The organism is Pseudomonas izuensis (assembly GCF_002356535.2).
Lineage (GTDB): Bacteria > Pseudomonadota > Gammaproteobacteria > Pseudomonadales > Pseudomonadaceae > Aquipseudomonas > Aquipseudomonas izuensis.
In genome coordinates this window covers 5,091,537-5,118,032 of the sequence record NZ_AP017423.2, presented here as the reverse complement: position 1 = coordinate 5,118,032, position 26,496 = coordinate 5,091,537, and the positions used below count along the sequence as shown (strand labels likewise).

23 protein-coding genes are annotated in these 26,496 nt (G+C 58.5%); 17 read left to right on the top strand and 6 right to left on the bottom strand.

Features of this window, described 5'->3' with window-relative positions:
- Positions 1 to 81: 81 nt before the first annotated feature.
- Complete coding sequence (gene gcl / locus LAB08_RS22655; RefSeq protein ID WP_096509622.1) at positions 82 to 1,857, bottom strand: glyoxylate carboligase; 1,776 nt, start codon at positions 1,855 to 1,857, stop codon at positions 82 to 84.
- Between the two features lie 267 nt (positions 1,858 to 2,124).
- Here gcl and LAB08_RS22650 point away from each other — a divergent pair, with 267 nt between their 5' ends.
- Together LAB08_RS22650 and LAB08_RS22645 are read left to right on the top strand one after the other, a co-directional pair.
- Positions 2,125 to 2,565 carry a GlcG/HbpS family heme-binding protein gene (locus LAB08_RS22650; protein WP_096509623.1) on the top strand — a complete coding sequence of 147 codons (441 nt, stop codon included), beginning with the start codon at positions 2,125 to 2,127 and terminating at the stop codon, positions 2,563 to 2,565.
- Between the two features lie 210 nt (positions 2,566 to 2,775).
- Positions 2,776 to 3,234: an REP-associated tyrosine transposase gene (locus LAB08_RS22645; protein WP_096509624.1), complete on the top strand. Its 459-nt coding sequence runs from the start codon at positions 2,776 to 2,778 to the stop codon at positions 3,232 to 3,234.
- A 60-nt stretch (positions 3,235 to 3,294) separates the two neighbouring features.
- Here LAB08_RS22645 and LAB08_RS22640 read toward each other — a convergent pair whose 3' ends face one another.
- Positions 3,295 to 3,900 carry a TetR/AcrR family transcriptional regulator gene (locus tag LAB08_RS22640; RefSeq protein WP_096509625.1) on the bottom strand — a complete coding sequence of 202 codons (606 nt, stop codon included), beginning with the start codon at positions 3,898 to 3,900 and terminating at the stop codon, positions 3,295 to 3,297.
- A 134-nt stretch (positions 3,901 to 4,034) separates the two neighbouring features.
- On the opposite strand from LAB08_RS22640, the gene LAB08_RS22635 reads away from it, so the two are divergent.
- Positions 4,035 to 4,949 carry a DUF808 domain-containing protein gene (locus LAB08_RS22635; protein WP_096509626.1) on the top strand — a complete coding sequence of 305 codons (915 nt, stop codon included), beginning with the start codon at positions 4,035 to 4,037 and terminating at the stop codon, positions 4,947 to 4,949.
- A 128-nt stretch (positions 4,950 to 5,077) separates the two neighbouring features.
- Here the strand turns inward: LAB08_RS22635 and LAB08_RS22630 are convergent, their stop codons facing one another.
- Both LAB08_RS22630 and LAB08_RS22625 read right to left on the bottom strand, forming a co-directional pair.
- Positions 5,078 to 5,866 carry an MlaA family lipoprotein gene (locus tag LAB08_RS22630; RefSeq protein ID WP_096509627.1) on the bottom strand — a complete coding sequence of 263 codons (789 nt, stop codon included), beginning with the start codon at positions 5,864 to 5,866 and terminating at the stop codon, positions 5,078 to 5,080.
- On the bottom strand, positions 5,859 to 7,157 hold the full coding sequence (locus LAB08_RS22625) for a serine/threonine protein kinase (protein ID WP_096509628.1): 1,299 nt from the start codon (positions 7,155 to 7,157) through the stop codon (positions 5,859 to 5,861). Before LAB08_RS22625 ends, LAB08_RS22630 begins: the two co-directional genes overlap by 8 nt.
- 226 nt (positions 7,158 to 7,383) lie before the next feature.
- Between LAB08_RS22625 and LAB08_RS22620 the strand changes: the two genes are divergently transcribed.
- Positions 7,384 to 7,752 carry a hypothetical protein gene (locus LAB08_RS22620; protein ID WP_096509629.1) on the top strand — a complete coding sequence of 123 codons (369 nt, stop codon included), beginning with the start codon at positions 7,384 to 7,386 and terminating at the stop codon, positions 7,750 to 7,752.
- Between the two features lie 125 nt (positions 7,753 to 7,877).
- Here the strand turns inward: LAB08_RS22620 and LAB08_RS22615 are convergent, their stop codons facing one another.
- Positions 7,878 to 9,473, bottom strand: a complete 1,596-nt coding sequence (locus LAB08_RS22615; protein WP_096509630.1) for a glycoside hydrolase family 17 protein — start codon at positions 9,471 to 9,473, stop codon at positions 7,878 to 7,880.
- A gap of 34 nt (positions 9,474 to 9,507) precedes the next feature.
- Between LAB08_RS22615 and LAB08_RS22610 the strand changes: the two genes are divergently transcribed.
- From LAB08_RS22610 to LAB08_RS22595, 4 genes are all read left to right on the top strand, one after another.
- The gene (locus LAB08_RS22610; RefSeq protein WP_254007487.1) at positions 9,508 to 9,669 is read left to right on the top strand and encodes a hypothetical protein; all 162 of its coding nucleotides are present in this window, start codon (positions 9,508 to 9,510) and stop codon (positions 9,667 to 9,669) included.
- Positions 9,670 to 9,775: 106 nt separating this feature from the next.
- Positions 9,776 to 10,627 carry a glycine betaine ABC transporter substrate-binding protein gene (locus LAB08_RS22605; protein WP_096509631.1) on the top strand — a complete coding sequence of 284 codons (852 nt, stop codon included), beginning with the start codon at positions 9,776 to 9,778 and terminating at the stop codon, positions 10,625 to 10,627.
- A gap of 240 nt (positions 10,628 to 10,867) precedes the next feature.
- The gene (locus tag LAB08_RS22600) at positions 10,868 to 11,179 is read left to right on the top strand and encodes a DUF485 domain-containing protein (protein ID WP_096509632.1); all 312 of its coding nucleotides are present in this window, start codon (positions 10,868 to 10,870) and stop codon (positions 11,177 to 11,179) included.
- Complete coding sequence (locus tag LAB08_RS22595) at positions 11,176 to 12,834, top strand: cation acetate symporter (RefSeq protein WP_096509633.1); 1,659 nt, start codon at positions 11,176 to 11,178, stop codon at positions 12,832 to 12,834. The genes LAB08_RS22600 and LAB08_RS22595 overlap by 4 nt, the downstream gene beginning before the upstream one ends.
- Before the next feature lie 368 nt (positions 12,835 to 13,202).
- Here the strand turns inward: LAB08_RS22595 and gltA are convergent, their stop codons facing one another.
- On the bottom strand, positions 13,203 to 14,492 hold the full coding sequence (gene gltA, locus LAB08_RS22590) for a citrate synthase (RefSeq protein ID WP_007977501.1): 1,290 nt from the start codon (positions 14,490 to 14,492) through the stop codon (positions 13,203 to 13,205).
- A 364-nt stretch (positions 14,493 to 14,856) separates the two neighbouring features.
- On the opposite strand from gltA, the gene sdhC reads away from it, so the two are divergent.
- From sdhC to sucD, 9 genes are all read left to right on the top strand, one after another.
- Complete coding sequence (gene sdhC / locus LAB08_RS22585; RefSeq protein WP_033052382.1) at positions 14,857 to 15,231, top strand: succinate dehydrogenase, cytochrome b556 subunit; 375 nt, start codon at positions 14,857 to 14,859, stop codon at positions 15,229 to 15,231.
- Positions 15,225 to 15,593: a succinate dehydrogenase, hydrophobic membrane anchor protein gene (gene sdhD, locus LAB08_RS22580; protein WP_007977503.1), complete on the top strand. Its 369-nt coding sequence runs from the start codon at positions 15,225 to 15,227 to the stop codon at positions 15,591 to 15,593. The genes sdhC and sdhD overlap by 7 nt, the downstream gene beginning before the upstream one ends.
- A gap of 3 nt (positions 15,594 to 15,596) precedes the next feature.
- Positions 15,597 to 17,369: a succinate dehydrogenase flavoprotein subunit gene (sdhA, locus tag LAB08_RS22575; RefSeq protein WP_096509634.1), complete on the top strand. Its 1,773-nt coding sequence runs from the start codon at positions 15,597 to 15,599 to the stop codon at positions 17,367 to 17,369.
- Between the two features lie 11 nt (positions 17,370 to 17,380).
- Entirely contained in the window at positions 17,381 to 18,085 is a 705-nt protein-coding gene (locus LAB08_RS22570) for a succinate dehydrogenase iron-sulfur subunit (RefSeq protein ID WP_007959035.1), read from the top strand.
- A 261-nt stretch (positions 18,086 to 18,346) separates the two neighbouring features.
- Positions 18,347 to 21,178 carry a 2-oxoglutarate dehydrogenase E1 component gene (locus LAB08_RS22565; RefSeq protein WP_096509635.1) on the top strand — a complete coding sequence of 944 codons (2,832 nt, stop codon included), beginning with the start codon at positions 18,347 to 18,349 and terminating at the stop codon, positions 21,176 to 21,178.
- A 42-nt stretch (positions 21,179 to 21,220) separates the two neighbouring features.
- Positions 21,221 to 22,441 carry a 2-oxoglutarate dehydrogenase complex dihydrolipoyllysine-residue succinyltransferase gene (odhB, locus tag LAB08_RS22560; RefSeq protein ID WP_096509636.1) on the top strand — a complete coding sequence of 407 codons (1,221 nt, stop codon included), beginning with the start codon at positions 21,221 to 21,223 and terminating at the stop codon, positions 22,439 to 22,441.
- A 98-nt stretch (positions 22,442 to 22,539) separates the two neighbouring features.
- The gene (gene lpdA / locus LAB08_RS22555; protein WP_096509637.1) at positions 22,540 to 23,976 is read left to right on the top strand and encodes a dihydrolipoyl dehydrogenase; all 1,437 of its coding nucleotides are present in this window, start codon (positions 22,540 to 22,542) and stop codon (positions 23,974 to 23,976) included.
- A 337-nt stretch (positions 23,977 to 24,313) separates the two neighbouring features.
- Entirely contained in the window at positions 24,314 to 25,480 is a 1,167-nt protein-coding gene (gene sucC / locus LAB08_RS22550) for an ADP-forming succinate--CoA ligase subunit beta (protein WP_007919879.1), read from the top strand.
- Complete coding sequence (gene sucD, locus LAB08_RS22545) at positions 25,480 to 26,361, top strand: succinate--CoA ligase subunit alpha (protein ID WP_017127973.1); 882 nt, start codon at positions 25,480 to 25,482, stop codon at positions 26,359 to 26,361. Before sucC ends, sucD begins: the two co-directional genes overlap by 1 nt.
- Positions 26,362 to 26,496: the final 135 nt, after the last annotated feature.

Genomic DNA, 26,496 nt, shown 5'->3' with positions numbered 1-26,496 from the left:
CGGTGTGCCAGGCAACATCAATGCTGAATGTGCCGGCCTTTTCGCGAGCAGGCTCGCTCCCACAATGGGGGCAATGTGCAGTTAGTCGAGCAAGGAAATCGCAGTCGGTGCGTCGTTGCCGACCAGCGCCAGGTCTTCGAATTCGTTGACGGCGTTGATCTCGGTGCCCATGGAAATGTTGGTCACGCGCTCCAGGATAATTTCGACGATCACCGGAACCTTGAACTCCTCGATCATCTGTTCGGCCTTGCGCAGGGCAGGGGCGATTTCAGACGGTTCGAACACACGCAGTGCCTTGCAGCCCAGGCCTTCGGCAACCGCGACGTGATCGACGCCATAACCGTTGAGTTCCGGCGCGTTCAGGTTATCGAAGGACAGCTGCACGCAGTAATCCATCTCGAAACCGCGCTGTGCCTGACGGATCAGACCCAGGTACGAGTTGTTCACCACCACATGAATGTACGGCAGCTTGAACTGCGCGCCCACCGCCAACTCTTCGATCATGAACTGGAAGTCATAGTCGCCCGACAGTGCGACAACCTTGCGGGTCGGGTCGGCCTTGACCACACCCAGCGCCGCCGGAATGGTCCAGCCCAACGGACCGGCCTGGCCGCAGTTGATCCAGTGACGCGGCTTGTAGACGTGCAGGAACTGCGCGCCGGCAATCTGCGACAGACCGATGGTACTGACGTAGCAAGTGTCCTTGCCGAACACCTGGTTCATCTCTTCGTAAACCCGCTGCGGCTTGACCGGCACGTTGTCGAAGTGGGTCTTGCGCTGCAGGCTGGCCTTGCGCTGCTGGCAGTCTTGCAGCCAGGCGCTACGGTTTTTCAGTTTGCCGGCGGCTTGCCATTCACGAGCGACTTCGATGAACACGGTCAGCGCGGCAGCGGCGTCGGAAACGATGCCCAGGTCCGGGGTGAACACGCGGCCGATCTGGGTCGGTTCGATATCAACGTGAATGAACTTGCGGCCTTCGGTGTAGACGTCGACCGAACCGGTGTGGCGGTTGGCCCAACGGTTACCGACACCCAGTACCACGTCGGATTTGAGCAAGGTCGCGTTGCCGTAGCGGTGCGAAGTCTGCAAGCCGACCATGCCCACCATCAGCGGGTGATCGTCAGGAATGGTGCCCCAGCCCATCAGGGTCGGAATGACCGGGATGCCGGTCAGCTCGGCGAATTCCACCAGCAGGTCACTGGCGTCGGCATTGATGATGCCACCACCGGCTACCAGCAACGGACGCTCGGCCTCATCCAGCATGGCCAGGGCTTTTTCCACCTGAACGCGGGTCGCGCTCGGCTTGGCCAGTGGCAGTGGCTGATAAGCGTCGATGTCGAACTCGATTTCGGCCATCTGCACGTCGAACGGCAGGTCGATCAGCACCGGGCCTGGACGGCCGGAGCGCATTTCATAGAACGCTTTCTGGAACGCGTAAGGCACTTGGCCCGGTTCCAGAACAGTGGTCGCCCATTTGGTCACCGGCTTGACGATGCTGGTGATGTCGACGGCCTGGAAGTCTTCCTTGTGCATGCGAGCGCGGGGTGCTTGCCCCGTGATGCAAAGGATCGGGATCGAGTCGGCCGAGGCGCTGTACAGGCCGGTGACCATGTCGGTACCGGCAGGACCGGAGGTGCCGATGCACACGCCGATATTACCGGCCTTGGTGCGGGTGTAGCCCTCGGCCATGTGCGACGCGCCTTCAACATGGCGAGCGAGGACGTGATCGATGCCGCCGACCTTTTGCAGGGCGGAGTACAGCGGGTTGATGGCAGCACCCGGGATGCCAAAAGCGGTATCAACCCCTTCACGGCGCATCACCAGAACGGCGGCTTCGATTGCTCTCATTTTGCTCATGGTTTTGTGCCTCTTTACGTTTTGTAATTGTATACAAGTGGCTTTGCGCAGAGTGTATTCACGGCGGACGGCGCAGGTCAATCCATTTTCTCAAGCGGTTGTTTCATTCGTCGGAAGCCCGATCTACTGTGGCTTTTCGTCGCATGTGGCGCTTTTCGATAATTATTGTATACAAAAAAATAATTCATTGTGTTCTATTTGTTGCATCGGACTGCGGCACAAAGAGCAGTCCACCGGCTTTCCGAAAAACAAAATGAGGACGGCACCATGAGCGCTTTAACCTTGAAAGTCGCAGTCAACCTGGTCAACGAGGCCATCACCGCAGGGCGCGCGATTTCCGCGGCGCCCTTGACCATCGCAGTGCTGGATGCCGGTGGGCATCTGATCACCCTGCAACGTGAAGACGGCGCCAGCCTGCTGCGCCCGCAGGTCGCCATCGGCAAGGCCTGGGGCGCCATCGCGCTGGGCAAAGGCTCGCGCCTGTTGGCCCTGGACGCACAACAACGCCCGGCCTTCATCGCCGCGTTAAACAGCCTGGGGCAGGGCAGCGTCGTGCCAGCACCGGGTGGTGTGCTCATTCGCGATCAGGGTGGGAACGTGCTGGGGGCGGTGGGGATCAGCGGGGATCTGTCGGATGTTGATGAGCAGTGCGCGATCAATGCGATCGAGGCGTTGGGGTTGAGGGCGGATGCGGGGGTTGTGGCTTGATCTCAATCGCCTGAACTAATGTCATCGCTGGTAAACCAGCTCCCACAAGGACTGGGGTGTTCACATATTCGGCGGACACCAACAGACCCTGTGGGAGCTGGCTTGCCAGCGATTGCTATCTGCCAGACACATCCAGCTATAAGTGTGTATCACTGCTCAGAATTTCCGGGGCTAGCCTTTTCATGAATTCATCATGAGAGAGGCAAAGGAATGCCCAATTTACCCGCATCACATCGTCTGCGAACCGGCCGCTATGCCGAACCCAACCGAATCTATCTACTGACCACCAACACTCTTCATCGCGAGCCGATCTTTGCGGATTTCGCTTTGGGCAGATTGGTTGTTGGTCAATTTCGCCGGGCGCAAAATCTTGGGCTGGCGAACTCTTTGGCCTGGGTAGTCATGCCTGATCATTTTCACTGGCTCGTCGAGCTGGAAAACTGTTCCTTGCGCAGACTGATGCGCGAGACCAAGTCCCTGATTACTCGAGAAGTGAACCATTGCAGGGGCAGGAGCGGGCCTCTATGGCAGCAGGGCTATCACGACCGGGCGCTGCGACGAGAGGAAGATCTGGTGAAATTGGCTCGGTATGTGGTGGCCAATCCATTGCGGGCGGGTTTGGTGGAGAAGCTTGGCGATTATCCATTGTGGGATGCGGTTTGGCTTTAACAACTTTGGACCGAATTGCCCCCATCGCTGGCAAGCCAGCGATGGGGGCAACTCGGTCTATCAATCCGGCTCACACCCCTTGAGCACCAGCCGGATGATCGTCTGCGCCGCCGCTTCATAGTCCACTTCATCCAGTCTGGCCTTGCCGGTGATGGCGGTGATTTGCCAGTCGAAGTCGGCGTAGGTCTGGGTGGCGGCCCAGATGCTGAACATCAGGTGGTTGGGGTCGATGGGGGCGATCTGGCCGCGGTCGATCCAGGTCTGGATGCAATCGATGTTGTGCCTGGCCTGGCCATTCAGCTGTTCGACCAGATCGGCGCTCAGGTGAGGGGCGCCATGCATGATTTCGCTGGCAAACACCTTGGAGGCAAACGGCAGGTCACGGGAAATACGGATTTTCGAGCGGATGTAGCCACTCAGAACTTCGCTGGGTACGCCGTCGGGGTTGAACGGTGTCGAGGCCTGCAGGATTGGCTCGATGATGCTTTCCAGGACCTCGCGGTAGAGGTTTTCCTTGGATTTGAAGTAGTAGTAGACGTTGGGCTTGGGCAATCCCGCCTTGGCGGCGATGTCGCTGGTTTTGGTTGCAGCGAAGCCCTTGTCGGCAAATTCTTCACTGGCGGCACGCAGGATCAGTTGTTTGTTGCGCTCGCGGATTGTGCTCATAAACCAGGTGGTTCCTTGCCTGTACTGGCGGTTGCGCATGGTAGCACCGGCCTCCGGCGGCGCTCAAGAATGCTCCGTGCCGCGCCCGGCCGCGCTATGCTGCACGCCATTCATTCAAGAAGGAAACCCGATTCATGGCAGGAAGCAGTTTGCTGGTGCTGATCGACGACATTGCCGCTGTGCTGGACGATGTGGCGTTGATGACCAAAATGGCCGCCAAGAAGACCGCCGGAGTGCTGGGCGACGATCTGGCGCTCAATGCCCAGCAGGTCAGCGGCGTGCGTGCCGAGCGGGAAATTCCGGTGGTCTGGGCGGTTGCCAAGGGTTCGTTCATCAACAAGCTGATCCTGGTGCCGTCGGCGTTGGCCATCAGCGCATTCATTCCGTGGTTGGTCACGCCATTGTTGATGGTCGGAGGCGCTTATTTGTGCTTCGAAGGGTTCGAGAAGCTCGCCCACAAGTTTCTGCACAGCAAGGCCGAGGATCAGGCTGAGCATGCCGAACTCGTCGAGGCGGTGGCGGACCCGGCGGTGGATCTGGTGGCTTTTGAAAAGGACAAGATCAAGGGCGCGATCCGCACTGACTTCATTCTCTCGGCGGAAATCATCGCCATCACTCTCGGCGTCGTGGCCGATGCTGCGCTGACCCAGCAAGTCGTCGTGCTGTCGGGCATCGCCATCGTCATGACCGTCGGCGTTTACGGGTTGGTGGCAGGCATCGTCAAGCTCGATGATCTGGGGCTATGGCTGACTCAGAAGCCCGGGCAGATGGCCAAGAGCATCGGTGGCGGGATTTTGCGTGCGGCACCGTATCTGATGAAAAGCTTGTCAGTGATCGGCACGGCGGCGATGTTCCTGGTGGGTGGCGGGATCCTGACCCACGGTGTGCCGGTGGTGCATCACTGGATCGAAAGTGTCAGCGCAGGGGCGGGCGGTGCCGGGTTTATCGTGCCGACGTTGCTTAACGGGGTGGCGGGGATTGTGGCGGGTGCGGTGGTGCTGGTCGGGGTGATGGCTGTCAGCAAAATCTGGAAAGCGCTCAAGGGCTAAAACCTGGCTCTGTCCAAATGTGGGAGCGAGCCTGCTCGCGATGGCGGTGTGTCAGACAACCTTGATGGTGACTGACATGACCTCATCGCGAGCAGGCTCACTCCCACAGTGGTTTGTGGTCGCCGGAATTACTCGGCAATCTGCAACTTGCGCGACTCGGTGTAGACGTAGCGCACCTTCTCGTACTCGAACGGCGAGTTCAGTTGGCCATAGCGGAAGCTGGTTTGGTAGCGCTTGTCGACGCCGCGCAGGATCCAGATTTCCGGATGGTTTTCGCTGACATTGGCAACGTTGAGGAAGTTGATGGCCGACTCGGCGCTGAAATCGACGATCAGACCGCCCGTGTCACGCAGGTTCGACGGGCCGAGGATCGGCAATACGAAGTAGGCGCCCCCTGGAACACCATAGAAACCCAGGGTCTGTCCGAAGTCTTCCTTCTGGCGCGGCAGGCCCATGGCGGTGGCCGGGTCCCACAGGCCGGCGATGCCGATGGTGGTGTTGAGCAACAGGCGCCCGGTAATTTCCATCGAGCGCTGGCCCTTGAATTGCAGCAGGCTGTTCAACAGGTTCGGCACGTCGCCCAGGTTGTTGAAGAAGTTGCTGACACCCGTGCGCAAGAAGCTCGGGGTGACGTAACGGTAGCCATTGACCACTGGCAGGAACACCCATTGGTCGAAGCGGTAATTGAAGTGGTAAACGCGGCGGTTCCACTGTTCCAGCGGGTCGTAGACGTTCAGTGCGCTGAGGGTCGAGCGTTCGAACTCGCGCTGATCCAGCCCCGGGTTGAACTTGAGTTTGCTCAGTGGCTCCTTGAAGCCGTCGCTGTCGACGACCACGGGGGCGTTGGCTTTGCTGTTGTCGGCATTGGCGGCGGTTGCACAGAGTAGCGCGGCGATAAGCAGGAGGTATTTAGCCACGGAAGAACTCCAGCATGGCGTCGCTGTTGACGCGGTAGTTAAGGTTGCCGCAGTGGCCGCCCAGCGGGTAAACGGTCAGGCGATCGCCAAACGTCCTGCGCAGGAAACCGAGGTCCCCGGGGCCGAGGATCACATCGTCGGCGTTGTGCATGACGGCGATTTTCGGGCTGTCGTGCAGGTAGTCCTTCAGCGCATACAAACTCACCTGGTCGATCAGTTGCAGCAGGCTGCCGCCGTCGGTGCGGGCGCGCCACATCGGGATCACCTGTTCGGTGATGTAGCAGTCGAAGTCGCACTGCAACGCACGCTTGAGGTAGGGCGTGAGGCTGGTGCCTTCGGTGATAGGCGTTTTCGGTGGAGTGATGAGGCCGCGGCGGTTGATCAGGTCCGAAGTGAAGGCGATGTCGGCGGCGGAGAAACGGAACGAGGTGCCGATGAGCATGGCCATCTGTTCGTTGCTCAGGTGCTGCTTGGACTGCTGGAAGTCGTAGAGCAGCGCATCGTTGAGGTCGATGTAGCCTTTCTGCTGGAAGTAACGGGTCAGTTTGTTCAGCACCAGCTCATAGAAGGTGGTCGTATTGGTGATGCCCTTGACTTCCGTTTGTACAAGCTTGTCCAGGTTGGTGATCGAGGTGTAGAGATTGACCGGAGGATTGAGCAGCAGCACTTTCTTGAAATTGAAGCTGCGGCGGGTTTCGTCCAGGTGCGCCACGAATGCCGCATCCAGTGCGCCGAGGCTGTAGCCCGTCAGGTAGTAGTCGGTGACCGGCAGTTTCGGATTTTGCGCCCGCACCGCCTGCATCACACGGTACATGTCTTCGGCGTCGTCCTTGGTGATGCCGGGGGTGGCAAAGCGCGAAGCGGCGCTCATGAAGTCAAAGCTGGTGGGCGATGACAACTGCACCACGTGATAGCCGGCCTTGTAGTAAAGCTTTTTCAGGTATTCGTTCAAGTTACTGTCATAGCGCGCACCGGTGCCGGCGATCAGGAAAATCAGCGGTGCGGCTTTATCCTGGGTGGCGATGCGATAGGTGAGTTTTTTCACCGGCCAGAAGTTGTCGGGCAAGTCGAATTGACGCTCAGGCCGCAACGTGACGCTGCGATCCGATTGATTGATGTCATCGTCCAGCGGCAATTCCGGGCGCAAATCCGGCGGCGTCGTGGCGATGGTTGCCTCGAACGGGTTGGTCAGCGGATAGCCATAACTGGCGGCGTCGATATCCCGCGCCAGCGCGGACGCACTCAAGATAAGGCCGCCAAACAGGGCGGCGAAGCGCAAGGAACGGAGCATGACTGGATCCCTTAGAGGATGGTGCCGAATGAAGTTCGCAGGCTATGACCACTGGATTTGCGCCAAAGTGCCACGCATCGGCACCAAACTGGCCTGAACTCGAAAGTAATAGTAGCTGGACGATACACTTTGCAGCGTTTGGATGGCCAGTTAACTGTTGTTAGCGCTTGCTTAAGGTGGCCGGGCGATTAAGCTGGCCGCCGTTTTCGCTTAATTGGAGTGCTTCATGTCCCGTCGTCTGCCGGTGATTCTGCTGCTTGTTTTGCTGCCGTTATGGCTGGCCGCCAGTTATGGCGCGCGTTATGGCTTCATGGAAGATGCGCAGTGGGTGGGCATCTGCGTGGATGAGGCGAACCGCTGGGAATGTCAGGTCCGTTCGAACCTGGGTCTGTTGATTCACTTTGCGGTTTTGGGCTGGGCTGCGTTGGCAACGGCGGTGATCGGCTTTGTGCTGCCAGGGCGGGCAGGGTGGTGGCTGGCGGTGCTGGCGTTGGTGCTCGGGTTCCCGGCGCTGGCGTTGTACAACACGACGTTGGCGGTGTTTGCGGTGGTGATTGCGGGGTTGCGGTTGGTCAGGGCTACCCGTAGCGCCTGATCGCCCGTCTTCGCGAGCAGGCTCGCTCTCACATTTGATCTGCGTCCTGCACAGTTTCTGTGCTCACTGCAGATCTATTGTGGGAGCGGGCCTGCTCGCGAAGGGGCCGGCGGGCGCACTGAAAATCAGGTTTTGCGAACCCGCAAGCAACGCCACAACGCCGCCGCCATCAACACACTCACCAGCGCCCAGCCCCAGGCCTGCTGGTTCTCCAAACCTTCACGAAACAACTGCGGCGCAATGCCCGCGCCGATGATGAAGGTCAGCAGGGCGATTTCCCGGCGTGGCACGCTCACCGGGCGGCACAGGTAGACCAGCGCCGGCACGATGAACGCCACACTCGGGAAGCTGCGATAGCGCGGGTCGAACACCAGCTCCAGCATCGTCACCGCCGCGGCAAACCCTGCCACCGCCAACAACCAGCCTGATCGACGTTCGAGGGCATTGAAGGCTCGTCCACGCCATCCGTTGCGAGGGCTCAATGTCAGTGCGGCATGAGCCAGTACCAACAGGTTCAGCGCCGTCAACAACGCGACCCACAACCATTCGCTGGTAAAGCGGGTTGTAACCCGTGCCAGATCGCCCCAGGCGCCAATCGAGCAAGCCGCCAGTGCTCCCAGCAACGGCAGAACCAGCGCTGCTCGGGTGCTGCGCACACGACCGCCGAGGATCAGCGTGCCGAGGAAGATCAAAGCGCCCACCATCAGCCACTGCGACCAATAAGGTACGTTGGACACGGGGCCGGCCAGCACGCCCTTGTCCTGGCGATCTGCATCGAACAATCCCCAGTAACCCCCGACAGCACCTTCATTGGCGCGTTTCCACGGTTGGTCGAAAGCTTCGATCAGGTTGTAGTGCCAGCCGTGCTGCTCGGCCATGGTGACAAAACCACGAATGAATTTGGCTTCGTTGACCCGGCTAGGCAGGGCGGTTTCGCGCTGGCGGCCTTCACTCGGCCAGCCGGTTTCGCCAATCATCACGTCCTTGGGCGCGAACTTGTTGCCGAACACCTGGCGTACTTCGGCCACATGTTGCAGGGCCGCGTCGATGTTCGAAGGATCATCCTCCCAGTACGGCAGCAAGTGGATGGTCAGGAAATCCACAGCCGGCGCGATTTCCGGGTGCTTGAGCCAGAACTCCCAGACGTCGGCATAAGTGACGGGCTGTTTGACCTGGCTTTTGACCTTGTTGATCAGCCTGGCCAACTGGGCGCCGGTGACTTCCTTGCGCAGCAGGGTTTCGTTGCCGACGATCACCGCGCTCACCACGTCCGCGTTGGCATTGGCCGAGGCGATCAGCAGGTCGACTTCTTTCTCGGTGTCTACCGGATTGCTGTTGACCCAGGCGCCGATCATCAGCTTCAACCCGTGCTTGCGTGCCAGATCGGGCAGGGCTCCGAGGCCGGTCATGGAGTAGGTGCGGATGCATTCGAAGCTTTTGGCCAGCAGCGCGAGGTCGGCGTCCATGCGCTCGGGGCGCAAATTGAACGGCACATCGAAGGGAGACTGGTCCTTGTCGAACGGGGTGTAGGAGGCGCATTGCAGCTTGTGCGTCGCGCTGGCCGCGTCCGGCAGGATCACCGGTTTGCCAATGCCATACCAAAAGCCGCCAAGGGCAAAAAGCCCCAGCAGACAGGAAAATAGATAAGCCAAAAAAGGAAAGCGGGATGTCGCGGGCATGGTCAGGCCGTCTGGGAGCAAAGCGGCGCATGTTACCTGCATTTGCACCGTGCTTGGGGGCCCGCATGATTTTGACATGCAAAGTTCGGGCGGATCGGCCAGTGCCGTTGTTGAACAACAGTTTAATGGCGTTCTGATGTCGTTTCTCGATGCCTTGAGGTCGCTGGCAGAGCAGGTCGCGATGTGCGTCAGGTTGATTATCGAAGGCGTCAGTACCCTCGTTGATAAATCGCACTGATGATCGAAAGAGTTTGCGGTGAGGCGTGATGGGGGCGCTGTGCACCATAACAATACGTTTAAGCGACTCGGCATCCGTCGAGCGCAGCACTTTCGGGGAAGTAACGATGAAGATGCGACGACTCTTGGGCGCAGGTGCCGCTTTGGTGCTGGCGATCAGTTCTACCGTGGCCAGTGCCGCCGGCAAGGAAGTGACCATCGGTTATGTCGACGGCTGGTCGGACAGCGTCGCCACGACCAACGTGGCCGCAGAAGTGATCAGACAGAAACTCGGTTACGACGTGAAGCTGCAAGCAGTCGCTACCGGGATCATGTGGCAAGGCGTGGCCACCGGCAAACTCGACGCCATGCTGTCGGCCTGGCTGCCAGTGACCCACGGCGAATACTGGACGAAGAACAAGGATCAGGTCGTCGATTACGGGCCGAACTTCAAGGACGCGAAAATCGGCCTGATCGTGCCGGAGTACGTTAAAGCCAAGACCATCGAGGACCTGAAAACCGACGACAGCTTCAAGGATCGCATCGTTGGCATCGACGCCGGTTCAGGCGTGATGCTCAAGACCGATCAAGCCATCAAGGATTACGACCTGACCGGTTATCAACTCAAGGCCAGTTCCGGTGCCGGCATGATCGCCGAGCTGACCCGTGCCGAGAAGAAAAACGAATCCATCGCAGTGACCGGTTGGGTGCCGCACTGGATGTTCGCCAAGTGGAAACTGCGCTTCCTCGAAGACCCGAAAGGCGTGTACGGCGCGGCTGAAACCGTGAACAGCATCGGCAGCAAAGGCCTGGAGGCCAAAGCACCGGAAGTGGCCAAGTTCCTGAAAAACTTCCAGTGGGAATCCAAGGACGAAATCGGTCAGGTCATGCTGGCCATTCAGGACGGTGCCAAGCCTGACGCCGCGGCGAAGGATTGGGTTGCCAAACACCCTGAGCGTGTAGCCGCCTGGACTAAATAACAGTCACCTCGCTTTTCCCTGTGGGAGCGAGCCTGCTCGCGAAAGCGGCCTGCCAGTTGACAGAGATGTCGGCTGACACAAAGCCATCGCGAGCAGGCTCGCTCCCACATTTATTTTGTACATGCTTGAAATTGGCGAAAACGCCATGTGGTTCTAAGACTAAGGTCGTCTGGAACCTACCCCGTAGCCGCATAGAGTGGATACCGTTCCAACTCAATCTGTGCTGCGAGGATAAAAACAATGAACGACAGCATTTACCTCTCGATTCAAAACAGCCCGCGCTTCAAGGAGCTGGTTAGCAAGAGGGAACGATTCGCCTGGATTCTTTCCGCGATCATGCTAGGGCTTTACTCCGGATTCATCCTTCTTATTGCTTACGGGCCGCAAGTGCTGGGGGCGAAAATCAGCCCCGGGTCTTCGATTACCTGGGGCATACCGATCGGTGTCGGGCTGATTGTTTCGGCCTTCGTCCTGACCGGTATTTACGTACGACGTGCCAACGGCGAATTCGACGACCTGAACAATGCGATTCTCAAGGAGGCTCAGCAATGATCCGGCGTCTAATGGCTCTTTTGAGCATCGCAGCCTTTGCACCTGGCGCCTGGGCCGCTGATGCCCTGACCGGCGAAGTACACAAACAACCGCTCAACGTCGCCGCGATCCTGATGTTCGTGGTGTTCGTCGGTGCAACCCTTTGCATTACCTACTGGGCCTCCAAGCGCAACAAGTCGGCAGCCGACTACTATGCGGCGGGCGGCAAGATCACCGGTTTCCAGAACGGTCTCGCGATTGCCGGTGACTACATGTCCGCGGCGTCCTTCCTGGGTATTTCCGCGCTGGTGTTCACCTCCGGCTACGATGGCCTGATCTATTCGATCGGCTTCCTGGTGGGCTGGCCGATCATTCTGTTCCTGATCGCCGAGCGCCTGCGTAACCTGGGTAAATACACCTTTGCCGACGTGGCGTCATACCGCCTGGGGCAAACCCAGATCCGTTCGCTGTCCGCTTGCGGTTCGCTGGTGGTGGTGGCGTTCTACCTGATCGCGCAAATGGTGGGCGCCGGTAAGCTGATCCAGCTGCTGTTCGGTCTCGACTACCACGTTGCGGTGATCCTGGTCGGTATTCTGATGTGCCTCTACGTGCTGTTCGGCGGCATGCTGGCGACCACTTGGGTGCAGATCATCAAGGCGGTCCTGCTGCTGTCCGGCGCTTCTTTCATGGCGCTGATGGTGATGAAGCACGTCAACTTCGACTTCAACACACTGTTCTCCGAAGCCATCAAGGTTCACCCGAAGGCTGAAGCGATCATGAGCCCGGGCGGCCTGGTGAAAGATCCGATCTCGGCGTTCTCCCTCGGTCTGGCACTGATGTTCGGTACCGCTGGCCTGCCACATATCCTGATGCGCTTCTTCACCGTGAGTGACGCGAAAGAAGCTCGTAAAAGCGTGCTGTACGCGACCGGCTTCATTGGCTACTTCTACATCCTGACCTTCATCATCGGCTTCGGCGCAATCCTGCTGGTCAGCACCAACCCGGCCTTTAAAGATGCTGCTGGCGCGTTGCTGGGCGGTAACAACATGGCGGCGGTGCACCTGGCCAATGCGGTCGGTGGCAGTATTTTCCTGGGCTTCATTTCGGCAGTGGCGTTCGCGACGATTCTGGCAGTGGTTGCCGGTTTGACCCTGGCCGGTGCGTCGGCGGTGTCTCACGACCTGTATGCCAGCGTGATCAAGAAGGGCAAGGCCAACGAGAAGGATGAAATCCGCGTTTCGAAAATCACCACGATCGCGCTGGCGGTGCTGGCGATCGGGCTGGGCATCCTGTTCGAAAGCCAGAACATTGCGTTCATGGTGGGCTTGGCGTTCTCCATCGCAGCGAGCTGCAACTTCCCGGTCCTGCTGCTTTCCATGTACTGGAAGAAGCTGACCACCCGCGGCGCGATGATTGGCGGCTGGATGGGCCTGGTGAGTGCTGTGGGCCTGATGGTGCTCGGCCCGACCATCTGGGTGCAGATCCTGCATCACGAGAAGGCAATCTTCCCGTATGAGTACCCGGCGCTGTTCTCGATGATCATTGCCTTTATCGGGATCTGGTTCTTCTCGATCACCGACAAGTCGACGGCGGCTGACAATGAGCGGGCGCTGTTCTTCCCGCAATTCGTTCGCTCGCAGACCGGTCTGGGGGCGAGTGGGGCGGTTTCGCACTAAGGCTTCAGCGATCTATATATAAGCTGCGTTAAAAAAGAATGCCCCGGTCGAGAGATCGGGGCATTTTTTGTGGGCGGTTATCGCGCATTTGTTGTCGGAGCAAGGCTTGGCCGCGATGGTTGCGTTACGGTTGGGCGGTACTTAACGGATAGATCCGGTCCCATTGTGGGAGCGAGCCTGCTCGCGAAGGCGGTGGGTCATGCGGCATAAATGTTGATTGATCTGGCGCCTTCGCGAGCGGGCTCGCTCCCACAGAGGGTCCGAACGCCAGGGGAGATCCATCAACCAAATAATGCACAAACAAAAACGGCCTCTATCTATATAGAGGCCGTTCTCGGTACAACCAGGACGTTATCGCAAGGCAGGTATTACTTGCGGTCTTCCAGCTTGGTGATGTCACGCGACTCGTAGCCGGTGTACAACTGGCGCGGGCGGCCGATCTTGTACGGGCTGGAGAGCATTTCTTTCCAGTGGGAGATCCAGCCGACGGTCCGCGCCAGGGCGAAGATCACGGTGAACATGCTGGTTGGAATGCCGATCGCCTTGAGGATGATCCCCGAGTAGAAGTCGACGTTCGGGTACAGGGAGCGTTCGATGAAGTACGGGTCGGTCAGGGCGATCTCTTCCAGGCGCATGGCCAGTTCGAGTTGCGGATCGTTCTGGATGCCCAGTTCCTTCAACACTTCGTCGCAGGTCTGCTTCATGACGGTGGCGCGTGGGTCGCGGTTTTTGTAAACGCGGTGACCGAAGCCCATCAGCTTGAACGGATCGTTCTTGTCCTTGGCCTTGGCGATGAACTTGTCGATGTTCGAGACATCGCCGATTTCATCCAGCATGGTCAGAACGGCTTCGTTGGCGCCGCCGTGGGCAGGGCCCCACAGTGCAGCGATACCCGCGGCGATACAGGCGAACGGGTTGGCACCCGAAGAGCCCGCCAGGCGCACGGTGGAAGTCGACGCGTTCTGCTCGTGGTCGGCGTGGAGGATGAAGATCCGGTCCATGGCCTTGGCGAGCACCGGGCTGATCGGTTTGATCTCGCACGGGGTGTTGAACATCATGTGCAGGAAGTTTTCCGCGTACGACAGGTCGTTGCGCGGGTACATCATGGGTTGACCCATGGAGTACTTGTAAACCATCGCTGCCAGGGTCGGCATCTTGGCAACCAGGCGGATCGCGGAGATTTCGCGATGCTGCGGGTTATTGATGTCCAGGGAGTCGTGGTAGAAGGCCGAGAGGGCGCCGACTACGCCGCACATGACGGCCATCGGGTGGGCATCGCGACGGAAGCCGTTGAAGAAGGTCTTGAGCTGCTCGTGAACCATGGTGTGGTTCTTGACGGTGCTGACGAACTGGGCCTTCTGTTCTGCGGTCGGCAATTCGCCGTTGAGCAGCAGATAGCAGGTTTCCAGGTAGTCCGACTTTTCAGCCAGCTGTTCGATCGGGTAGCCGCGGTGCAACAGAATGCCGTTGTCGCCGTCGATATAGGTGATCTTCGACTCGCAGGAGGCGGTCGACATGAAACCAGGGTCAAAGGTGAAACGGCCCGTGGCCGTCAAGCCCCGAACATCGATAACATCGGGACCAACGGTGCCGGTTAAAATGGGCAGCTCGACGGGGGCTGCGCCCTCGATGATCAACTGCGCTTTTTTGTCAGCCATGTGGCCTCCTATTTATGCTTGAAATCATCAGACAGACCCCCCACGCAGGGCCCGCACCACTATAGTGAGATAAATTCGAATGTCAATTTGCCTAAAGTCTTGCTCCAGAAGGCTTTAACCCGACTTTTTTCTCGAAATTGCCTGCCATTTACGCCTTTTATACGCGTTGTGCAATCAGCTATTAGGGCTAGGTGTTTGCGTTGTCATTAGTAGCCTAACTGTCTATACTCGGCGACCGACCGCCAAGGGCTTTTGGGCTTGCTTTCATTGGGGGTCGCATCCCTGGGTGGTGGTTACCTGACCAGTGCACTCCCCAACAACTTTGCCCTGATTGTTAGGGGCTCTTCAGTGTGAAAAAAAAGCCGTGAAAAGCCAACGACCTGTAAACCTAGACCTAAGGACCATCAAACTCCCCATCACCGGCGTTACGTCGTTTCTTCACCGTGTTTCCGGCATCATCCTCTTCCTGGGCCTCGGCTTCATGCTTTATGCATTGGGCAAATCCCTGGGTTCCGAGGAAGGTTTTGCCGACGTGAAGGCAACCTTGACCAGTCCTCTGGCCAAGTTCGTAGCATGGGGCCTCCTGTCCGCTCTTCTGTATCACCTGGTAGCCGGTGTGCGCCACTTGATTATGGACATGGGCATCGGTGAGACGCTGGAAGGCGGCCGCCTGGGCTCGAAAATTATCATCGCCGTTTCCGTGGTGTTGATCGTTCTGGCAGGAGTTTGGATATGGTAACCAGCGTTACGAACCTTTCGCGTTCGGGCCTCTATGACTGGATGGCACAGCGTGTGTCTGCGGTTGTCCTCGCGGCTTATTTCATCTTCCTGATCGGATACCTCGCAGCGAACCCGGGCATTGGCTACGACCAGTGGCATGGCCTGTTCGCCCACAACGGGATGCGTATCTTCAGTCTGCTGGCCCTTGTTGCCCTCGGCGCTCACGCCTGGGTCGGTATGTGGACCATCGCGACCGACTACCTGACGCCAATGGCGCTGGGCAAGTCCGCGACTGCAGTACGTTTCCTTTTCCAGGCAGTATGCGGCGTCGCGATGTTCGCTTACTTCGTCTGGGGTGTGCAGATTCTCTGGGGTATCTGATTCATGGCTAACATTCCAACGATTTCTTTCGACGCCATCATTATTGGTGGCGGCGGCGCCGGCATGCGCGCTGCGCTGCAACTGGCGCAAGGCGGCCACAAGACTGCCGTGATCACCAAGGTGTTCCCGACCCGTTCGCACACTGTGTCGGCACAGGGCGGCATCACCTGCGCCATCGCGTCGGCCGACCCGAACGATGACTGGCGCTGGCACATGTACGATACCGTCAAGGGTTCCGACTATATCGGTGACCAGGACGCTATCGAATACATGTGTCAGGAAGGCCCGGCCGCTGTTTTCGAGCTCGACCACATGGGTCTGCCGTTCTCGCGTACCGAAACCGGCCGTATCTACCAGCGTCCGTTCGGCGGTCAGTCGAAGGACTACGGTAAAGGCGGGCAGGCTGCCCGTACTTGCGCCGCTTCCGACCGTACCGGTCACGCGCTGCTGCACACGCTTTATCAGGGCAACCTGAAAGCCGGCACCACGTTCCTGAACGAGTACTACGCTGTCGACCTGGTGAAAAACGGGCAAGGCGAGTTCGTCGGTGTGATCGCGATCTGCATCGAAACCGGCGAAACCACCTACATCCGCGCCAAGGCAACCGTTCTGGCAACCGGCGGTGCAGGTCGTATCTACGCTTCGACCACCAACGCCCTGATCAACACCGGTGACGGCGTCGGCATGGCTCTGCGTGCAGGCGTACCGGTACAAGACATCGAAATGTGGCAGTTCCACCCGACCGGGATCGCCGGTGCCGGTGTACTGGTAACTGAAGGTTGCCGTGGTGAAGGTGGATACCTGATCAACAAGCACGGCGAGCGTTTCATGGAGCGTTATGCTCCGAACGCGAAAGACCTGGCCGGTCGTGACGTTGTTGCCCGTTCGATGGTTAAAGAGATCATCGCCGGCAACGGTTGCGGTCCGAACGGCGACCACGTAATGCTCAAGCTCGACCACCTGGGCGAGGAAGTGCTGCACAGCCGTCTGCCAGGTATCTGCGAACTGTCGAAAACGTTTGCTCACGTTGACCCGGTTGTTGCTCCGGTTCCGGTTGTTCCGACCTGCCACTATATGATGGGCGGCGTTGCCACCAACATCCATGGCCAGGCGATCACTCAGGACGCCGACGGCGTCGACACCATCATCCCTGGCCTGTTCGCAGTGGGTGAAGTGGCGTGCGTATCGGTTCACGGTGCCAACCGTCTGGGCGGCAACTCGTTGCTCGACCTGGTGGTCTTCGGTCGTGCGGCCGGTCTGCACCTGGAAAAAGCGCTGACCGACGGTATCGACTACGACGACGCCACCGAAGCTGATATCGAAGCTGCTCTGGCGCGCCTCAACGCACTGAACAGCCGTACCGATGGCGAAGACGTCGCTTCCCTGCGTCGCGAGCTGCAAAACTGCATGCAGAACTACTTCGGTGTATTCCGTACCGGCGAATACATGCAGAAGGGTATTGCCCAGTTGGCCGATCTGCGCAAGCGCATCGCCAACGTCAAGATCAACGACAAGTCGCAGGCGTTCAACACTGCGCGTATCGAGGCTCTTGAGCTGCAAAACCTGCTGGAAGTGGCTGAAGCTACCGCCATCGCTGCCGAAGTACGTAAAGAGTCCCGCGGTGCTCACGCCCGTGAAGACTTCGAAGACCGTGACGACGAAAACTGGCTGTGCCACACCCTGTTCTTCCCGGGTGAGAAGCGCGTTGCCAAGCGTGCCGTGAACTTCTCGCCGAAGACAGTTCCGACGTTTGAACCCAAGATTCGGACTTACTAAGGGTGGCCGCCATGTTGCAAGTCAGTGTTTATCGCTACAACCCTGATCAGGACGCCGCGCCGTTCATGCAGGAATTCCAGGTCGATACCGGTGGTAAAGACCTGATGGTGCTGGACGTGCTCGCGCTGATCAAAGAGCAGGACGAAGGTTTCTCCTATCGTCGCTCCTGCCGTGAAGGCGTTTGTGGCTCCGACGGCATGAACATCAACGGCAAGAACGGCCTGGCGTGCATCACGCCGCTGTCCGCTGTTGTAAAAGGTAACAAGTTGATCGTTCGCCCTCTGCCAGGTTTGCCGGTTATCCGTGACCTGGTCGTCGATATGAGCATCTTCTACAAGCAATACGAGAAGGTTAAGCCATTCCTGCAGAACGATACGCCGGCTCCGGCCATCGAGCGTCTGCAGTCCCCAGAAGAGCGTGAAAAGCTCGACGGTCTGTACGAGTGCATCCTGTGCGCTTGCTGCTCGACCTCTTGCCCGTCCTTCTGGTGGAACCCGGACAAGTTCCTGGGTCCAGCTGCCCTGCTGCAAGCGTACCGCTTCCTGGCAGACAGCCGTGACACCAAGACGTCCGAGCGTCTGGCTTCGCTGGATGACCCGTTCAGCGTATTCCGCTGCCGCGGGATCATGAACTGCGTCAACGTATGTCCGAAAGGCCTGAACCCGACTAAGGCCATCGGTCACATCCGTAACATGTTGCTCTCGAGCGGCGTGTGATTCAGCTGTTGTAAATGCAGTACCGCTGTAAACGTAGAGGCTAAGGCGCGGGCTTCAACCCGCGTCGTAGCTATAACCAGAGCAGCAGCTTAAAAGGCTGCGGCTCTTATTTTGAAGAAATGAGACAAGCAGGGGCATCCGGGCTGGTACCCGGACTATCAGTGTGATCCTAGTGGCTTGTTTTGGTCGCTGCATTCGGACTTCTGCAAGTTTGCTCGGTGTCGACACCGATGGTGTTCCCCTAACCGAGGGTGACCAAGCATGCAAGAAAGCGTGATGCAGCGCATGTGGAACAGCGCCTACCTATCCGGTAGTAACGCTGCCTATGTGGAAGAGCTCTACGAGCTCTACCTGCACGACCCTAACGCTGTGCCAGAAGAGTGGCGCACCTACTTTCAGAAGTTGCCTGCCGACGGCAACTCTGCCACCGATGTTTCGCACTCCACGATTCGCGATCATTTCGTCTTGCTGGCAAAGAACCAGCGCCGCGCCCAACCGGTTTCCGCCGGCAGCGTGAGCAGTGAGCACGAGAAGAAGCAAGTTGAAGTGCTGCGATTGATCCAGGCCTACCGTATGCGTGGCCACCAGGCAGCCCAGCTTGACCCGCTGGGACTGTGGCAGCGTACTGCACCTGCAGACCTGTCGATCAATCATTACGGCTTGACCAATGCCGATCTTGATACGACCTTCCGTGCCGGCGACCTGTTCATCGGCAAAGAGGAAGCGAGCCTACGCGAAATTCACGAAGCGTTGCAGCAGACATATTGCCGCACCATCGGCGCTGAATTCACGCACATCACCGATTCCCAGCAGCGCCAGTGGTTCCAGCAGCGTCTGGAAAGCGTGCGTGGCCGTCCGACGTACTCCGCTGACATCAAGAGCCACCTGCTCGAGCGCGTCACTGCCGGTGAAGGCCTGGAAAAATACCTGGGGACCAAATACCCGGGCACCAAGCGTTTCGGCCTGGAAGGCGGCGAGAGCCTGATTCCGATGCTGGACGAACTGATCCAGCGTTCCGGTTCCTACGGCACCAAGGAAATCGTTATCGGCATGGCCCACCGTGGCCGTCTGAACGTGCTGGTCAATACCTTCGGCAAGAACCCGCGCGAGCTGTTCGACGAGTTCGAAGGCAAGAAGAAGGTCGAGCTGGGTTCCGGTGACGTTAAGTACCACCAGGGTTTCTCGTCCAACGTGATGACCGCCGGCGGTGAAGTTCACCTGGCCATGGCGTTCAACCCGTCCCACCTGGAAATCGTTTCCCCGGTGGTCGAAGGTTCGGTTCGCGCCCGTCAGGATCGTCGCAACGACCCTACCGGTGAGAAGGTTCTGCCGATCTCCATCCACGGTGACGCGGCATTCGCCGGTCAAGGCGTGGTGATGGAAACCTTCCAGATGTCGCAGACCCGCGGTTTCAAGACCGGCGGTACCGTGCACATCGTGATCAACAACCAGGTCGGTTTCACCATCAGCAACCCGCTGGACTCGCGTTCCACCGAGTACGCCACCGACGTCGCGAAAATGATCCAGGCGCCGATCCTCCATGTGAATGGTGATGATCCGGAAGCCGTATTGTTCGTGACCCAACTGGCCATCGACTACCGCATGCAGTTCAAGCGTGACGTGGTGATCGATCTGGTCTGCTACCGTCGTCGCGGCCACAACGAGGCTGACGAACCGAGCGGCACCCAGCCGCTGATGTATCAGCAGATCACCAAGCAGCGCACCACCCGTGAGCTGTATGCCGATCGTCTGACCCAGAGCGGTGTACTGGACGCAGAGCGTGTTCAGGCGAAAGTCGACGAATACCGCAACGCGCTGGACAACGGTCTGCACGTAGTGAAAAGCCTGGTCAAAGAGCCGAACAAAGAGTTGTTCGTGGACTGGCGTCCGTACCTGGGTCACGCCTGGACAGCGCGTCACGACACTCGCTTCGACCTGAAAACCTTGCAGGAACTGTCCGCCAAGCTGCTGGAAATTCCGGAAGGCTTCGTGGTTCAGCGCCAGGTTGCCAAGATCTACGAAGACCGTCAGAAGATGCAAGCCGGCGGCCTGCCGATCAACTGGGGTTACGCCGAAACCATGGCGTACGCGACCCTGGCATTCGAAGGTCACCCGATCCGCATGACCGGCCAGGACATCGGCCGCGGTACGTTCTCGCACCGTCATGCCGTATTGCACAACCAAAAGGACGCGGGCACCTACATCCCGCTGCAGAACCTGTACGACGGTCAGCCACGGTTCGACCTGTACGACTCGTTCCTGTCCGAAGAAGCGGTGCTGGCGTTCGAGTACGGTTACTCGACCACCACGCCGAATGCCCTGGTTATCTGGGAAGCCCAGTTCGGCGACTTCGCCAACGGTGCCCAGGTGGTGATTGACCAGTTCATCACCAGTGGCGAGCACAAGTGGGGCCGTCTGTGCGGTCTGACCATGCTGCTGCCGCACGGTTATGAAGGTCAGGGTCCTGAGCACTCCTCGGCTCGTCTGGAGCGTTACCTGCAGCTGTGCGCCGAGCACAACATTCAGGTGTGCATGCCGACAACGCCGGCTCAGATCTACCACTTGCTGCGCCGTCAGGTGATCCGCCCGCTGCGCAAGCCACTGGTAGTCCTGACTCCGAAGTCGCTGCTGCGTCACAAGCTGGCTATCTCGACTCTGGAAGATCTGGCAGAAGGTTCGTTCCAGACCGTTATCCCGGAAATCGATGCACTGGACCCGAAAAAGGTCGAGCGCATTGTTCTGTGTAGCGGCAAGGTCTACTACGACCTGCTGGAAAAACGCCGTGCCGAAGGCCGTGACGATATCGCCATCGTGCGTCTCGAGCAGTTGTACCCATTCCCTGAGGACGACTTGAACGAAGTCCTGGCTCCTTACACCAACGCCAAGCATGCCGTCTGGTGCCAGGAAGAGCCAATGAACCAGGGTGCCTGGTACAGCAGCCAACACCACATGCGTCGCAGCATCAGCAACCTCAACAAGTCTCTCGTACTCGAGTACGCGGGCCGTGAGGCTTCTGCTGCACCTGCATGCGGTTACGCATCGATGCACGCCGAGCAGCAGGAAAAACTGCTGCAAGACGCCTTTACTGTTTAACGCCTTCGCGCACCTGAAACCGAATTTAAGGAACCACAGATAATGGCTATCGAGATCAAAGCCCCCACTTTCCCGGAATCGGTTGCCGATGGCACCGTTGCCACCTGGCACAAAAAACCGGGCGACGCCGTCAAGCGTGACGAACTGATCGTCGACATCGAAACCGACAAAGTCGTACTGGAAGTTCTGGCCACTGCTGACGGCGTGCTGGGCGCTATCGTCAAGAACGAAGGCGACACCGTTCTGTCCGACGAAGTGCTGGGCTCGATCGTTGAAGGCGGCGCCGCTGCCGCTGCTCCTGCTGCCGCTCCGGCCGCAGCTGCCCAAGCCGCTGCCCCTGCTGGCGAAGGCGAAGACGATCCTGTTGCTGCACCGGCTGCTCGCAAGCTGGCTGAAGAAAACGGCATCAACATCGCTTCCGTTGCCGGCACCGGCAAAGGTGGTCGTGTGACCAAGGAAGACGTGGTTGCAGCTGTTGCCGCCAAGAAAGCCGCTCCAGCTGCCGCGCCTGCCAAGGCTGCTGCTCCTGCCGCTGCTGCTCCGGTATTCGCTGCCGGCGACCGCGTTGAAAAACGCGTTCCGATGACCCGTCTGCGTGCCAAGGTTGCCGAGCGTCTGGTTGAAGCTCAATCGAACATGGCGATGCTGACCACTTTCAACGAAGTCGACATGACCGAAGTCATGGCCCTTCGTTCGAAGTACAAGGACCTGTTCGAGAAGTCCCACAACGGCGTGCGCCTGGGCTTCATGTCGTTCTTCGTGAAGGCTGCCACCGAAGCGCTGAAACGCTTCCCGGCTGTCAACGCGTCGATCGACGGTGCGGACATCGTTTACCACGGCTACGCTGACGTCGGTGTTGCTGTTTCCAGCGACCGCGGCCTGGTTGTACCGGTTCTGCGTAACGCCGAGCTGATGAGCCTGGCTGAAATCGAAGGCGGCATCGCTACGTTCGGCAAGAAAGCCCGTGACGGCAAACTGTCGATGGAAGAGATGACTGGCGGTACGTTCACCATCACCAACGGCGGCACCTTCGGTTCGATGATGTCGACCCCGATCGTCAACCCGCCGCAGGCTGCGATTCTGGGCATGCACAACATCATCCAGCGTCCTATGGCAATCAACGGCCAGGTCGTTATCCGTCCGATGATGTACCTGGCACTGTCCTACGATCACCGCCTGATCGATGGCAAAGAAGCTGTGACCTTCCTGGTGACCATCAAGAACCTGCTGGAAGACCCGGCTCGTCTGTTGCTGGATATCTGATAGAAGCAGCCATGAGCTGCAAGCCCAGGCTGTCGGAAAACCCGCAGCCTGGCTTGCAGCTCGCGGCTTGAAGCTTTTCGCTAAAGAGGATTTTTTGAATGTCGCAGAAATTTGACGTAGTAGTGATCGGTGCGGGCCCTGGCGGCTACGTGGCTGCCATCAAGGCCGCGCAACTCGGTCTGAGCACTGCCTGCATCGAGAAGTACACCGATGCTGAAGGCAAGCAAGCCCTGGGCGGCACCTGCCTGAACGTAGGCTGCATTCCATCCAAGGCGCTGCTGGACAGCTCCTGGAAATACAAGGAAGCGAAAGAGAGCTTCAACGTCCACGGCATTTCGACTGGCGAAGTCAAAATGGACGTCGCTGCGATGGTTGGCCGCAAGGCTGGCATCGTCAAGAACCTGACCGGCGGTGTTGCCACCCTGTTCAAGGCCAACGGCGTCACTTCGATCCAGGGCCACGGCAAACTGCTGGCCGGCAAGAAAGTCGAAGTCACCAAGCCAGACGGTTCGGTTGAAGTCATCGAAGCTGAAAACGTCATCCTGGCTCCAGGTTCGCGTCCGATCGACATTCCACCGGCTCCGGTTGATCAGAAAGTCATCGTTGATTCGACTGGCGCACTGGAATTCCAAACCGTACCTAAACGTCTGGGCGTAATCGGTGCTGGCGTGATCGGTCTGGAACTGGGTTCGGTATGGTCGCGTCTGGGCTCTGAAGTGGTTGTCCTGGAAGCCCTGGACACTTTCCTGATGGCAGCGGACACCGCTGTTTCCAAGGAAGCGCTGAAAACCCTGACCAAACAGGGTCTGGACATCAAGCTGGGCGCTCGCGTGACCGGTTCCAAAGTGAACGGCGACGAAGTCGTTGTGAACTACACCGACGCCAACGGCGAACAGACCATTACTTTCGACAAGCTGATCGTAGCCGTTGGTCGCCGTCCGGTGACCACTGATCTGCTGGCTGCCGACAGCGGCGTGACCCTGGACGAGCGCGGTTTCGTGCACGTTGACGATCACTGCGCCACCACCGTACCGGGCGTTTTCGCCATCGGTGACGTGGTTCGCGGCATGATGCTGGCGCACAAGGCGTCGGAAGAAGGCATCATGGTTGTCGAGCGCATCAAGGGCCACAAGGCCCAGATGAACTATGACCTGATCCCTTCGGTTATTTATACTCACCCGGAAATCGCGTGGGTCGGTAAAACCGAGCAGGCCTTGAAAGCTGAAGGCGTAGAAGTTAACGTCGGCACCTTCCCGTTCGCAGCCTCTGGCCGTGCCATGGCTGCCAACGATACCGGCGGTTTCGTCAAGGTCATCGCAGATGCCAAGACAGACCGCGTATTGGGCGTCCACGTGATTGGCCCAAGCGCTGCCGAACTGGTTCAGCAGGGCGCAATCGGTATGGAATTCGGCACCAGCGCTGAAGACCTGGGCATGATGGTTTTCTCCCATCCGACCCTGTCTGAAGCCTTGCACGAAGCTGCTTTGGCAGTGAATGGCGGCGCCATCCACATCGCCAACCGCAAGAAGCGTTGAAGACTATGTGAAAACGTCGCGAGCGACGGAAAGACAAGGCAAAAACAGGTGAGAAAGCGGAGTTGACGTCAGTCAATGAGCATTTTGAACCTGTTTTTAACGCAGTATTTCCGAGCGCAGCAGTTTTCACATGTCTGAAGAGACAATAAGAAACCACGGCGGAGTGGCCCGTCGTGAGCCTTGCATGCAAGACTCACCGCGGAATATCCGCTGGACGCAGCCTTGCATAGCTGCACCGGGTATCCGGAAAGGCTATGCAAGCAGCAGTCACAGGTGGTGCGGCACTTGAATGAGTGCAGCACCGAATGCGCAGTACCTAACGAAGACGGTAATAAGCATGAATCTTCACGAGTATCAGGGTAAGCAGCTGTTCGCTGAGTACGGCCTGCCAGTATCCACCGGTTACGCGGTAGACACCCCGGAAGCAGCAGCAGAAGCTTGCGACAAAATCGGCGGCAGCGAGTGGGTTGTCAAAGCCCAGGTCCACGCCGGTGGTCGCGGTAAAGCGGGCGGCGTAAAGCTGGTTCGCAGCAAAGAAGACGCCAAAGCCTTCGCACAGCAGTGGCTGGGCAAGCGTCTGGTGACTTACCAGACTGACGCCAATGGTCAGCCAGTCACCAAGATCCTGGTTGAATCGTGCACTGATATCGCTAAAGAGCTGTACCTGGGCGCTGTCGTTGACCGTTCGAGCCGTCGCATCGTGTTCATGGCTTCCACCGAAGGTGGCGTGGACATCGAGAAAATCGCTCACGACACTCCAGAAAAAATTCTGAAGGCCACTATCGATCCACTGGTTGGCGCTCAGCCATTCCAGGGTCGCGAGCTGGCATTCCAGCTGGGTCTGGAAGGCAAGCAAGTTGCCCAGTTCGCCAAGATCTTCGTAGGTCTGGCCAAGCTGTTCAAGGATCACGACCTGGCCCTGCTGGAAGTGAACCCGCTGGTGATCAAGGCTGACGGCGATCTGCACTGCCTGGACGCCAAGATCAACATCGACGCCAACGCCATGTACCGTCAGCCTAAGCTGAAGACTTTCCACGATCCGTCGCAAGACGATCCGCGCGAAGCGCACGCTGCCAAGTTCGAACTGAACTACGTAGCGCTGGAAGGCAACATCGGTTGCATGGTCAACGGTGCTGGCCTGGCCATGGGTACCATGGACATCGTCAACCTGCATGGCGGCAAACCAGCCAACTTCCTCGACGTGGGCGGCGGTGCTACCAAAGAACGCGTTACCGAAGCTTTCAAAATCATTCTGTCCGACACCAACGTCGCTGCAGTACTGGTTAACATCTTCGGCGGCATCGTTCGTTGCGACATGATTGCCGAAGGCATCATCGGTGCAGTGAAAGAAGTCGGCGTGAAAATCCCGGTTGTTGTTCGCCTTGAAGGCAACAACGCTGAGCTGGGCGCTAAAGTACTGGCAGAAAGCGGTTTGAACATCATCGCTGCTACCAGCCTGACCGACGCTGCTCAACAAGTTGTCAAAGCTGCGGAGGGCAAATAATGAGCGTCCTGATCAATAAAGACACCAAAGTTATCTGCCAGGGTATTACCGGTTCGCAAGGTAGTTTCCACACCCAGCAAGCCATCGAGTACGGCACCAAGATGGTTGGTGGTGTAACTCCTGGTAAAGGCGGCACCGAGCACCTGGGTCTGCCAGTGTTCAACACCGTGAAAGACGCCGTAGCTGCCACTGGCGCCACCGCCAGCGTGATCTACGTTCCGGCTCCTTTCTGCAAGGACTCGATCCTGGAAGCTGCTTTCGGCGGCATCAAGCTGATCGTGTGCATCACCGAAGGCATTCCTACCCTGGACATGCTGGACGCTAAAGTTAAGTGCGACGAGCTGGGTGTTATCCTGATCGGCCCTAACTGCCCAGGCGTGATCACTCCAGGCGAATGCAAGATCGGCATCATGCCAGGTCACATTCACTTGCCAGGCAAGGTCGGTATCGTTTCCCGTTCCGGCACCCTGACCTACGAAGCTGTGAAGCAGACTACTGACGCCGGTTTCGGTCAGTCGACTTGCGTCGGCATCGGTGGTGACCCGATCCCGGGTTCGAACTTCATCGACATCCTGAAGCTGTTCCAGGAAGACCCGAAGACCGAAGCGATCGTGATGATCGGTGAGATCGGCGGTTCGGCTGAAGAAGAAGCGGCTGCCTACATCAAGGCACACGTGACCAAGCCGGTTGTTTCCTACATCGCTGGTGTGACTGCTCCTCCGGGCAAGCGCATGGGCCATGCTGGCGCAATCATCTCTGGCGGCAAAGGCACTGCAGACGAGAAATTCGCTGCGCTGCAAGACGCAGGCGTTAAAACCGTGCGTTCGCTGGCAGACATCGGCAAGGCCCTGGCCGAGCTGACGGGTTGGGCTGTCAAGTAAGCCTCGCGCTTAGCTGACGCTTTACCAAACAAAGGCCACCTTCGGGTGGCCTTTGTCGTTTCTGCGATTTGCGTTCGCTGTGCTGGCCTCTTCGCGGGCAAGCCCGCTCCCACAAGGATTTGTTGCGTTCATACA